General features: G+C 68.8%; 9 protein-coding genes and 2 pseudogenes. 10 read left to right on the top strand and 1 reads right to left on the bottom strand.

Going from position 1 to position 11,668, the window contains the following annotated elements; all coding sequences use genetic code 11:
- Positions 1-367 precede the first annotated feature (367 nt).
- The 10 genes and pseudogenes from ABZ656_RS16680 to ABZ656_RS16635 form a co-directional block, all read left to right on the top strand.
- Positions 368-686: pseudogene (locus tag ABZ656_RS16680) on the top strand (NAD(P)/FAD-dependent oxidoreductase); the annotation flags it as partial.
- A 115-nt stretch (positions 687-801) separates the two neighbouring features.
- Complete coding sequence (locus ABZ656_RS16675; RefSeq protein ID WP_360268629.1) at positions 802-2,313, top strand: MFS transporter; 1,512 nt, start codon at positions 802-804, stop codon at positions 2,311-2,313.
- 217 nt (positions 2,314-2,530) lie between these two features.
- Positions 2,531-3,118: a TetR/AcrR family transcriptional regulator gene (locus tag ABZ656_RS16670; RefSeq protein WP_101406613.1), complete on the top strand. Its 588-nt coding sequence runs from the start codon at positions 2,531-2,533 to the stop codon at positions 3,116-3,118.
- A 371-nt stretch (positions 3,119-3,489) separates the two neighbouring features.
- Positions 3,490-4,119, top strand: a complete 630-nt coding sequence (locus tag ABZ656_RS16665) for a hypothetical protein (RefSeq protein WP_101408325.1) — start codon at positions 3,490-3,492, stop codon at positions 4,117-4,119.
- A 118-nt stretch (positions 4,120-4,237) separates the two neighbouring features.
- A complete protein-coding gene (locus ABZ656_RS16660) occupies positions 4,238-5,566 on the top strand; it encodes a Dyp-type peroxidase (protein ID WP_101406612.1) in 1,329 nt (442 codons plus the stop codon).
- Positions 5,567-5,602: 36 nt separating this feature from the next.
- Positions 5,603-6,772 carry a DUF4331 family protein gene (locus ABZ656_RS16655; protein ID WP_360268624.1) on the top strand — a complete coding sequence of 390 codons (1,170 nt, stop codon included), beginning with the start codon at positions 5,603-5,605 and terminating at the stop codon, positions 6,770-6,772.
- The gene (locus ABZ656_RS16650) at positions 6,769-7,842 is read left to right on the top strand and encodes a tetratricopeptide repeat protein (RefSeq protein WP_101406610.1); all 1,074 of its coding nucleotides are present in this window, start codon (positions 6,769-6,771) and stop codon (positions 7,840-7,842) included. The genes ABZ656_RS16655 and ABZ656_RS16650 overlap by 4 nt, the downstream gene beginning before the upstream one ends.
- A gap of 230 nt (positions 7,843-8,072) precedes the next feature.
- Positions 8,073-9,119 carry a zinc-binding dehydrogenase gene (locus ABZ656_RS16645; protein ID WP_101406609.1) on the top strand — a complete coding sequence of 349 codons (1,047 nt, stop codon included), beginning with the start codon at positions 8,073-8,075 and terminating at the stop codon, positions 9,117-9,119.
- Positions 9,120-9,322: 203 nt separating this feature from the next.
- Entirely contained in the window at positions 9,323-10,000 is a 678-nt protein-coding gene (ribA, locus tag ABZ656_RS16640) for a GTP cyclohydrolase II (protein WP_101406608.1), read from the top strand.
- Positions 10,001-10,862: 862 nt separating this feature from the next.
- Positions 10,863-11,018 (top strand): annotated as a pseudogene (locus ABZ656_RS16635) (IS110 family transposase); the annotation flags it as partial.
- Positions 11,019-11,283: 265 nt separating this feature from the next.
- Here ABZ656_RS16635 and ABZ656_RS16630 read toward each other — a convergent pair.
- Positions 11,284-11,520, bottom strand: coding sequence for a hypothetical protein (locus ABZ656_RS16630; RefSeq protein WP_101406606.1), 237 nt, complete (start codon positions 11,518-11,520; stop codon positions 11,284-11,286).
- Positions 11,521-11,668: the final 148 nt, after the last annotated feature.

Here is an 11,668-nt window from a genome sequence, read left to right as displayed (position 1 = left end):
CCTCCAGCACCCGGCCCTCAAGCCGCTGCTCGCCCAGGCCGCCAGCTGACCCACACCCCCGGAAGGGGGCACCACCCCCCCGCCCCCTTCCGGGGCCTCGCTATGACCACGACTCGAAGCGGTGTGACCGCGACGCCAACCGGTCCAACGGCGACCGAGGCCGCGACAACCGGTGAGACATGGGCCGTCGGCACGGGTGGGCTCAGACCGTGCACGTCGCCGTGATACCCGCTGGCGCTAGGCAGGCGGCCGCTGATCTGGGATCAGCGACTCCTGACCGCGCCCGGGCGGCAGGTAGGAGGGGCTCAACGGCACCCTCACACCTGCACCAGGCCCCCTGGGCGGGGGCTCGGGTCTGCTCGTCGGAGTCGACTGGACAGCGGGCGTCCGCTCCAACACCGCCTTGGCCCACTTCGGCCTGCGGCTCGGCCCGCGTGGCACGCCGACACCCTGCACCCTCCAGGTCAGGGGCCTCGACCACGTGTGGGTCGCGGGCGACAACGCCCAGGTTCCCGACCTGGCCGCCGAAGAGGGCGCGTGATGCCCTCCCGGCGCGCGGCACGCCGTACGCGACCCCAGTGTTCGCCGACAACGTGATCGCGGTCCCGCGCGGCCGCCCGCCGAAGGAGTACCGGCACAAGAACCTGGGCGCGGTGGTCCGCCTCGGCCTCCACAAGGGCGTCGCGATCCTCTTCACCGAGGCGGTCACGCCATCCCGCAGCCGTACTTGTCTCTCCGCCCATTTTTTGTCCCCTTCTCTCGCCGCCATACCCCCCGTCCGCTGCCTGGAGGGCTGTCCCCATGTCACAGAACACCGTCGCCGCCGCTCGCGGCACTGAGACCGCACCTGAGAACGTGCCTGTCGACCCGTCACACCGGCGCCGCTGGTGGATTTTGGGCGTCATTTCCATCGCCCAGCTGATGGGCGTCCTCGACGGCACCATCGTGAACATCGGCTTGCCGTCCGCCCAGCGCGACCTGGGCTTCTCGGACGCCGACCGGCAGTGGGTGGTCACCGCCTACGCGCTGGCCTTCGGCAGCCTGCTGCTGCTCGGCGGCCGGGTCGCAGACATTGTCGGGCGGAAGGTGACCTTCCTGGTGGGTCTGGCCGGCTTCGCGGCCGCTTCCATGGTGGGAGGCGCGGCGAACGGTTTCGGCATGCTCGTCGCCTCGCGCGCGGTCCAGGGCGGGTTCGCCGCCCTGCTGGCCCCGTCCGCGCTGTCGCTTCTGATGACCACCTTCACCGTTCCGCGCGAGCGTGCGAAGGCCTTCACCGTCGCCGGCTCGGTCGCCGGTGCGGGCGGAGCCATCGGCCTGATCCTTGGCGGGGTGCTGACCGAGTACCTGGACTGGCGCTGGACCATGTACGTCAACGTGGTCTTCGCGGTGGTGGCATTCGTCGGTGGCGCAGTCCTGCTGCACCGCACTCCGCGGGACACGTCCTCGAAGCTCGACATCCCCGGCACCCTGCTGGTCTCCGCCGGCCTGTTCTGCCTGGTCTACGGTTTCTCGAACGCCGAGACGCACGGCTGGGGTTCGGTGGCGACGTGGGGCATGCTGGCGGCCGGTGCCGTCCTGGTGGCCCTCTTCGTCTGGCGGCAGAGCAGGGCGGCATATCCGCTGCTGCCCCTGCGGGTCCTGCTGGACCGTAACCGAGGCGCCTCCTTCGCCGCCCTCTTCGTCAGCGGCGCGGGCATGTTCGGCGTGTTCCTGTTCCTGACCTACTACCTGCAGCAGAGTCTTGGTTTCAGCGCCCTGAAAACCGGCTTCGCCTTCCTGCCCATGATCGTTGCATCGTCGTCTGCCTCCGCCGTGGCCACCAACGTCGTTGTGCCGCGTATAGGCCCCAAGCCGGTGGTACCGCTGGGCATGGCCATTGCGGCCGTCGGTCTGGTCTGGATGACCACACTGGACATGAGCAGCGGATACGTGACGCAGGTACTGCCACAGCTGGTGCTCGTCGGCATCGGGCTGGGCACGGTCATCGCGCCTGCGATGAGCCTGGCCACCTCCGGCGTGGCCGCGGCCGACGCCGGAGCCGCGTCCGCCGCCGTCAACACCGTCCAGCAGGTCGGCGGGTCCATCGGCGTCGCCCTGCTCAGCACGATGGCCTCCGACGCCGTCACCGACTACCTCTCCGGCCGCAACCCCAAGGAGCCGGGCGTCCTGGCCCAGGCCAGCCTCGAGGGCTACTCCACCGCCTACTGGTGGTCGGCGGCCATCTTCGTCATCGGCCTGGGCGTGACCGCCCTGCTCTACCGCCGCGGCGTGCCACAGCAGGACGAGAACGCCGCGCCTGTCGTTCACATGTGACCAACGAACGGGTCTGTCTGAGAGAGGCGCAGGCCGGGCTGCAGTCACCTGCTGACGTGCACGAGGAATAAAGGGGGGGAAGCTTCCGGGTACCTTTGGCGGGGCAGCACCGGGGTAGTCCTACAGGTTCTCTGCGGCTGCCCAGTTCCTGCCTCTGAGACGAAATGTCCCATAGTAGGCTGTAAAGCGGCGTTATCTCACGGAAGGGAACGGAGAGGTGGAAGACAGAACCGATCCGCGTCTGTTGCGCAGCCGTGACGCGATGGTCTCGGCGGCCACCGCTCTGCTCACGGAGGGCGGGCTGGAGGCCGTGACGCATCAAGCGGTTGCCGCCCGTGCCGGCGTTGGCCGGGCCACCGTCTATCGGCACTGGCCCGGCCTTCTCGACCTCCGCCTGGCCGCGCTGGAAGCCGGTATGCCGCCTCTGCCTCCGATGCCTGAGGAGCTTCGGGCCGCTTCGGGTGGCGATCCGCGAGCGGAGCTCGTTCACCGTCTGGGTGTGCTTGCCGAGCGGTGGGACGACGAGCAGGCCGGTGCCGTCCTTGCTGCGATCCTCGGCGGCTCACGGCATGACGAAGGCATGCGCCGCCTCCGGGAGTCGCTGCTGAACCAGATCGCAGATGCCCTGCGTCCCGCTGTTGCCGCGGCCGTGGAGCGTGGCCAGCTCCGGTCCGACGTCACCCCCGAGACCTTTGCCATGGCTACCGCGGGTCCCCTGTTCTTCGAGCGCTTTCTCGCCGGGAACCGCCTGGGGCGTGACACTGTGGACGCCGTCGTGGATGCCGCTCTGCGGGGCTGGTCCTAGCGTCGTCGAGTCCCCGGCGTGGCTGGATGTCCGCCGTTGGGCCGGGGCTGATCAAGGTGGCATTCCCTCGCACTCGTGAAGAGCTGCGAGGTCCTGTCGCCTCTGGGTTCGCTGCCTCTGTGGCAGTCGGCCGAGCCTGTCGGCACGAGCCGTTCGGCTCGCAGTCCGGTGCGGGTGCCACCGATCCGATCACTGCGCACCTTTGGACTGAATCGGTGTGACGCAGGTCTCTCTGAGACAAGTTGACTCATAGATTCTCTGTGAGTCAATCTGTCTCACATGGGGGTTGCGAAAAGCCGGGTCCCGCAACTGTCCACAGATGTCACCAGTGTCATTGCATTCGCGCACAAGGTCTCTTAATGGAGGAAACCATGAACACTACGGTCACGAAGAAGGCGGGCAAGGGCGCCACCGACGGTGTCGTTTCCGAGATGGCCACGTACTTCCACATCAAGCCGGGACGCGAGCAGGAGTGCGCGGCGGCCTGCCAGCGGATGGTCGAGGCCCTGAAGCAGGCCCCCATGGCCGCCACCATCAAGACCGGTCTGCGTGACACCCGCCACGTGATCTTCAACAACGGCACGGAGCTGCTGTGGGCCACCACCTTCGAGACCGAGTGGGTGCCCTACATCGACGACGCGTTCCTGACCGTCGGCTTCGAGCACTTCGTGGACTGGATGCAGCACACCACCGAGTGGGACACCAAGATCGCCCCGTGGATAGAGAAGTCCGGCGGCCTTGAGTCGCTCACGGGCGACAAGACGCGCGAGGGCTTCGACGAGCACATCATCGCGAACATGGCCGGCATGAGGTGGATCCTGCAGGACGGGCAGCAGAAGGCCACCGCCTACTGGAACCCGGTCAGCTCCCTGACGATGTCGGAGATCACCAAGGCCGAGCGGATCAACGCCGCCTTCCAGGAGGTCCTGGACGACCCAGCCGCCGAGGAGGCCCTCCAGCACCCGGCCCTCAAGCCGCTGCTCGCCCAGGCCGCCAGCTGACCCACACCCCCGGAAGGGGGCACCACCCCCCCGCCCCCTTCCGGGGAGGGGGCGCCCCCCGCCCCCTCCACGACCCGCGTGACGACTCCGTCCGCGCAAGACAGTTCTGGAAGGCATCATGAGCATCGAGAAGGGCAGCGCCCTGGAGCTCGACGACATCCAAGCCGCTGCTCTCCAGCCACGGCCGATCCCCTACGCGGGCTTCTACCTCGCCCTGCGCATTGACGACCGGCGGCAGGGGCGCGAGCTGCTGCGGCGGCTCACCCCCGTCCTCGACTCGGTCGCCGCGTTCGACCCCGAGCGTCAGGTCTCGCTCGCGGTGGCACTCAGCTTCCAGGGCCTGAAGGCCTTGGGGGTGCCCGAGGAGTCGCTGGCCACCTTCCCGGAGGAGTTCCGGGAGGGCATGGCCGCGCGGGCGGAGTACATCGGGGACGTCGGGGAAAACGCGCCGGAGAACTGGGAGGGCCCGCTCGGTTCGAAGGACGTGCACCTCATCCTGGCCGGACTCGCCCCGGATGCCGCCCGCCTGGAGACGGTTTTCCTCCTGGCCCGCGACGCCCTGCGCGACCTGCCCGGCGTCGTCCCCATCTGGCAGCAGGACGTGCACGTCGGACCGGACGAGAAGGAACCGTTCGGTTTCCGGGACGGCATCGGTCAGCCGGCGATCGCGGGCACGAGCATCCCCGGCACCAATCCGTACGAAGAGCCGCTCAGGGCAGGCGAGTTCATCACCGGATACAAGGACGAGACCCACGGCATCACGCCCGTTCCGCAGCCCGAGGTGCTCGGGCGCAACGGAACGTACGTGGCCTTCCGCAAGCTGCACACGCGAGTGGCCGACTTCCGTAAGTACCTCCAAGAGCGTGCCACCGGCCCCGCCGACGAGGAGCTGCTGGCGGCCAAGTTCGTCGGCCGCTGGCCCAGTGGCGCCCCGCTGGCACTGACGCCGGACAAGGACGATCCGGAACTCGGTGCCGATCCCGAGCGCAACAACGCGTTCATGTATGGCGACGACCCGGAGGGCCTCAAGTGCCCGGTGGGCGCCCACGCCCGGCGGATGAACCCGCGGGACGCGGTCGTCACCGGCGAGGTGCGTCTGCACCGCATGATCAGGCGCGGTACGACCTATGGCCCGCCGCTGCCCAAGGGAGTGCTGGAGGACGACGGCGTCGATCGCGGCATCATGTTCGCCTTTGTCGGAGCGCACCTGGACCGGCAGTTCGAGTTCGTCCAGAGGCAGTGGGTGAACGACGGCAAGTTCATCGGGGCGCCTGCGGAAAAGGACCCGCTGATCGGCGTGAACGACGACGGCGGGTTCACCGTCCCGCGCAAACCGATCCGCCGCCGCTTCAAGGGGCTGCCGCCGTTCGTCGTCAACCGGGGTGGCGAGTACTGCTTCATGCCCGGACTGTCGGCGCTGCGCTGGATCGCCGACCTCGACACCTGACATCTCTCACGATCAACACGACAAGGAGCATTTCTCATGGCTGACCACTTTTCCGGGCCGCGTGCCATCGCCGACCCTGCGTCCGACATCTGCGACGTGTACGCCTTCCCGAGCCCGGAGCGGCCAGGGAACCTGGTGCTCGTCCTCAACGTGCTCCCGGCCTCGGCCCCTACGGCCCTGTTCTCCGACGCGATCACCCACCGTTTCCGCGTCCGGCCGATCACGTCGGTGAGCGAGGGCGCCGCTGCGGCGTTCAATGTTTGCGAGGACGAGTACGTCTTCGACTTCACCTTCGACGCCCCCCAGAAGGTCGACGGCACGGACACCTTGGTGCAGATGGGCTCGTGCCAGGCGCCTGACGGCCGGAAGGTCGCCTTCCAGGTCGGCAACGAGGTGCCCACCGAGGCCGAGGGATTGAAGATCTTCGCCGGGTCGCGGCTCGACCCGTTCTTCATCGACTTCGTGGGCGTGATGGTCACCGAAGCGACGGGGAAGCTGGGCTTCAGGTCTGATGCCAGCAACGTTCTGGAGGGCCTGAACGCGCTGAGCATCGTGCTCGAAGTCGACGCCGCGGTGCTCGGCCCGGCCGCCGGCCCGCTGGTGGCGGTCGTCGGCGAGACCGTCACTTCCGGTGGACGCCCGTTCCGGCTGGAGCGCATGGGCCGGCCGGAGATCAAGAACGTGGTCATGTCGCCCAAGAAGTTCGACACCGTCAACAGCGATCTGGAGATCCGCGACCTCTTCAACGAGGAGGACGCCTTCAGTGTGCGGCCCGATTATGCGGGCACCTACCGCGCACGGCTCAATGCCAACCTGGCCTTCTACGACGGCCTGGATGGCAAGACTGCTTGGCCGCTGGACGAGCAGGGTGCTCACCCGCTGACCGAACTGCTGCTGGCGGACTTCCTCGTCGTCGACCTGTCCAAGCCCTTCTCCGAGGACGGCTGTTTCGAGATCGAGACCGCCCTGCTCGCCGGCCGCCCGCACACGACCTGCGGTGGCCGGTCGTTCAACGACGACATCGTGGACACCCTCTTCACGCTGCTGGTGGGCGGCATCGACGGCGAGCGCATCAGTGACGGCGTCGACCAGCCGACTCAGCCGGCCACCCGCAGCTTCCCCTACCTGAATGCTCCCAACCCGACCCCGCCGGACCTGGGGGCCCGCCTGGCCGCGCTGGCCCCTCCCGGGGAGGCAGCGGCATGACCGGGGCGGCTCCTGAGGTGCACGAGCCACTCACGACGAGCGGCACCATCGCCATAACGAATCTGCACGGGCAGATCGACGGTCTGGGCGTACGGCTCAGCCGTTCGGCTACGGGGGAGACACCGGTAGCTCCGTTGGTGGTGGCGCAAGGGGCGGCCCTAATCGACCTCCTCAACCTCCGAGGCCACATCCTGGGGCGCATCGCCGACTACGAGCGGGCCGCGGAACTCGCTGAGCGGCTCGTGCACGTCGCTCCCGAGGACGGCACGGCCCTGCTCGCCCGCGCCAGGACGCGGGCGACCCTGCACCGCTTCGCCGAGGCCGTTGCCGACCTCGGTGCGGCGGGCCGGAGCGGCGCGGACGCGGCCGCGCTGGACGCGGAACGAGCCGTCGTCCTGCAGGCGCTCGGCTGCTACGCGGATGCCATGGCCCTGATCCGCAAAGCGGCGGAGCGGCAGAGCGACTTCACGACGCTCGGCGCGCTCGCCGTACTCCAGGCGGAGCGCGGGGAGGTCACCGAGGCGGAGCGGCTGTTCGACGAGGCGCGGCGCCATTATCGGGGGACCTCGCCGTTCCCGCTCGCCCAGCTGGACTTCCGGCGCGGTGTGATGTGGCACCGCGAGGGCGATCCCGATGCGGCCCGCTCGCACTACGAGGCCGCCCGGCGCCGGGTGCCCGACTACGCGCCGGCACTGGGCCACCTGGCCGAGGTCGAGCTGCTGCGCGGAGACCCTCCGGCCGCCGTCGCCCTCCTGCGTCCCCTCATGCAGACCAGCGACGACCCGGAGTATGCAGCTCACCTCGCGGCCGCGTTGCACGCTGGCGGCCGCGTCCACGAGGCGAAACAGTGGCGCGAGCGCGCGGTAGCGGGTTACGGCGAACTGGTGCTGCGCCACCCGGAGGCCTACGCCGACCACGCGGCCGATTTCTGGCTCACCGTGGGAGCCGACGCCGAGCGGGGCCTCCAACTGGCGCTGCAGAACCTCGCATTCCGCCAGACAGCCCGAGCCCATGCCCTGTTCCAGCGCGCTGTCCTCGCGCAGAACCGGGTTGCCGAGGCTGCCCCCTAGCCGCCGAGCGGGCGATGCCGGCCATAGGGGGCACCGACGGGGTCGGCCGGATGGACCGGCATTTCATTCGGCCGACCCCGCACCAGCCCGCCAGGGGCAAACGTGGCCCGGCCTCTTACCGGCTGATGCCCCGTCCCGCGACCCTTCGCAGCGTCCCTCACCCCTCTGTGGTCCCACGGACCGCTGCAGCCCTCCGAACCCGCGACCACTACTCGAGAAAGTTCACAACGATGGACACCATGCTGGCAGGACGCGTCCACCTGGACACGAAGAAGTTCGTCATGGAAGAGATCCCGGTCCCCGTACCCGGACCGGGCGAGGTACTGATCGAAGTGAAGGCGGCGGGCGTGTGCCTCTCCGACCTCCACCTCATCGACGGAAGCATCTCGCCGCTGCATCTGAACTCCAACGTGCTCACCCTCGGGCACGAGATCTCCGGTGTCATCCATTCCCTGGGACCCGGCCTCAGGCGGGACCTGGCCGTCGGCACACGGGTCGCCCTGCAGGCCGGACAGCCCTGCCGCGAGTGCGCCACCTGCGTCAGGGGCGGCACGTGCACGTCGTTCCGCGGCCGCGGCGTCGACTACGACGGTGGCTGGTCCCAGTACACGATCGCCCGTGAGGACACCGTCGTCCCCATCCCCGACACACTTCCCTTCGACCAGGCGTCGATCATCCCGGACGCCGTCTCCACCTCGTACGCGGCCCTGGTCGACACCGTGCAGGTCCGTTCCGCCCAGGCCGTGGGCATCTGGGGAGTCGGCGGGGTGGGCGCCCACGCCGTCCGGCTGGCCCGCATGATGGGCGCCACGCCGATCATCGCCGTCGACCCGCTGCCCAATGCGCGCGAGCGAGCCCTCGCGTTCGGCGCCGATATCGCGCTCGACCCGTCCGACCCCGGTTTCGCCGAGGCCGTGCTGCGGGTCACCGACGGCCTGGGCCTGGACTACGCATTCGACTTCGCGGGCGTTTCCCGGGTCCGGGAGCAGGCGTCGCCCCTCCTCGGTGACCACGGTTCGCTCGTCCTGGTGGGTATCACCATGGAGCCGCTGACGATCTCCGAGAAGATGACCTTCAACCTGAAGAACAAGAAGGTGTACGGACACTACGGATCCTCGTTCGACCACGTCTACGAGTTGATCCGGTTGGCCGGCAGCGGCCGTCTCGACCTGGCCCCGTCCATCACCGACCACATCTCCCTGGCCGACGCTCCCAAGGCGATCCACCGCCTGGAGAACAAGATCGGCGACCCGATCCGCCTCATCCTCGTTCCCTGACGACTCGACCGAGCGCGTGGGCGTGCCGGCCGTGCACTCTGCGAAGGTGTGCGGCTGACGCGTCCCCGTGAAGAGCAGGGTTGCGTAGAAAGAGGCCGACAGCGGGCTCGACGTGATCGACGTGCCGCCACGGCGCCTTGGCGTCGGAGTCGGCCCATTGCGCGAACCACACCCGCAACCGCCGCCCCAGAGAAGCAGACGACATGCGCGACTCACGCAACGCCACCGCACCCAGCGACAGCAGCAATCCGACCGGCTTGTCAGCAGCCACGGTCCGCACCCGCGTGACGGTTCCGCTCCGCTTCGCCGACGGCTATACGGTCACCGCCGACGTCGCCACCTTCCACAGCCTTGCCGACGGCCAGGAACACGTGTCCGTCATCCTCGGCGAACCCGCCGCCGGCCGGCCCCCGCTGGTGCGCCTGCACTCCGAGTGCCTGACCGGCGACGTCTTCGGCTCGGCCCGCTGCGACTGCGGCCCCCAACTGCGCGAGGCGGTCGAGCGCATCGCCGACCGCGGCGGCGTCCTGCTCTACCTCCGCCAGGAGGGCCGCGGCATCGGCCTCTACAACAAGCTCGACGCCTACGCCCTCCAGGACCAGGGCCTCGACACCTACGAGGCCAACGCGGCCCTCGGCCTCCCGGAGGACGCCCGTGACTACACCGCCGCCGCGCAGATGCTCGCCGCTCTCGGCATCTCTGAGCTGGACCTGCTGTCCAACAACCCGGACAAGGCGGCCCAGTTGCGCGCTCAGGGACTCACGGTGACCCAGCACGTTCCCACGGGCGTCTTCACCACGGCTCACAACGTCCGCTACCTCCGTGCCAAGGTGGTCCGCACTCAGCACACACTGCCGCTGACGGAACTGCCGGCGGGCTGACGGCCGTTGCCCATCGGATCATGGCCTAGCCTGGCGTCGCCGCGATGCCGTGTGTGACCAGGCGGACGGGCCGCGTCGCCGAGCAGGAAGACGCGTCCCCGGCGCCGGAGGCCGCGAGGCGAACCCGGAAGCTGTACTCGGTAAGTCGTGGGCTCTCGCTGTCTCTCAGCCGGAGCTCCCAGCGGTAGCGGTAGCGGTAGCTTCAGTCGCAGGTCGAGCAGATGAGTGAAGACCGCTCAGGAGCAATGTCCGCAATGGACAAGTTCTCGACCTGCCGTTGACCAGGTGATGTGCCGGGGTATTTCGTGACGGCCGCTCTCGGGCAATGCGCAGGTCTCGGTCGGGCGATCCGGTTCGCCAGGCGGAGCGTCGCCCGGCGCGACGCCCGGGTTCCGGTGCCGGGGCGCCGTCATCACGAGTGACAGGGGGAGTCTCTCCCTGCTGATAGCACCCTTCGGCTTTCCATACGACGTATGGTATTGCTGAACAGACGTTCCGTGCGTTGTATGGAACCTCGGGATGTCACCGCACAGGCCTCTTGGGTTCCGGCGGCATCCCTTCCGATTACCCTCTCCGGATGACTTGAGGCGCCAGGAGTAAGACCAATGAAGTCGTTGAAAGGACGTCAGGAACGCCAGCAGCAGGACGGGCTCCGTGCCCGATCTCTCACCGTACGCCGCCCAGTTACGCGGCCTGGCCGACGCACTTGAAGCCCAGTCAGAACCCAATGATGACCCGTTCACGCCGCACGCGGACACCTTGGAGGTCATCAACAACCGCCCACCAAACGCGGACAGCTGGTGGCGGGCGCCGGCGGTGTCTTCGGGAAGGTGCTGGTCGCCAGCGGCATCGGCCCTGCACCGCATCGCAGACCTACTGCGGACGTAAGCGGAACGAGGGGAAGGGACACAAGTAGGCCTTGCTCGCTCTGGCCCGTCGACGAGCCAACGTCTTGTGGGCCATGATCCACGACGGAGCGTGTTACGAGGTACTACCAACCGACACGACAGCAGCTTGACATCGTCATTGGGAAGTTCGCCCTCTCGGCTCGCCCCTTCAGCCTCCCCCCTTGCTGCCCGAGTGCTTGCGGTTGTCCCGTTCGTCGTTCATCTCGGCGGAGCCGTTCTGCCGGGGCGTCCGTCTCGTCCGGGACGGGCGGTTGTGCGCGGAGGGCCCGCGGTCCGCTCGTGAGCCTGGCCGGGACGTCGAGTCCGCCCTGGGGCGCGAGAGAGTGCGTCATGCCCGGCGTCCAGCACGAGCAGGACCTCGGGGTCGCCCAGCTGTCACTGGCCGCCGGACGGCGTCCGGCAGCCGGGTTCGAGGAACCGCCATCGGTCCACCCGCCATGACGGCGGGCAGTGTCCTGTCGTCCCGGAGCCGGAGCCGGAGCCGGTCGGCTGGTGCCTGTCGTGGACGTACGCGATGGGCTCCGTTCGGCCGCCCCGCCAGGGGGAGGGGCTGGTGTGCCGCGCGTACAGCCGCAGCCGCACCTCCCGGACCAGATCGGTCCAGCCCAGCACGGCGGTATGTGGCGATCGGCAATGCCGACTTTCTCCGCCGCGCTGCCGGCCCTCGCCGCCGACCGGTGCCAACAGCTGCTCAGCACCAGAAGCCATCGACTCGGCAGTCGCGGAACAATGACGGACTGTCAGGTACGTGTGATTTCGT

This window comes from Streptomyces sp. NPDC007095 (assembly GCF_040634475.1).
Lineage (GTDB): Bacteria > Actinomycetota > Actinomycetes > Streptomycetales > Streptomycetaceae > Streptomyces.
Note: the sequence above shows the minus strand (reverse complement) of the source record. Positions and strands in the feature narration are given on the sequence as shown.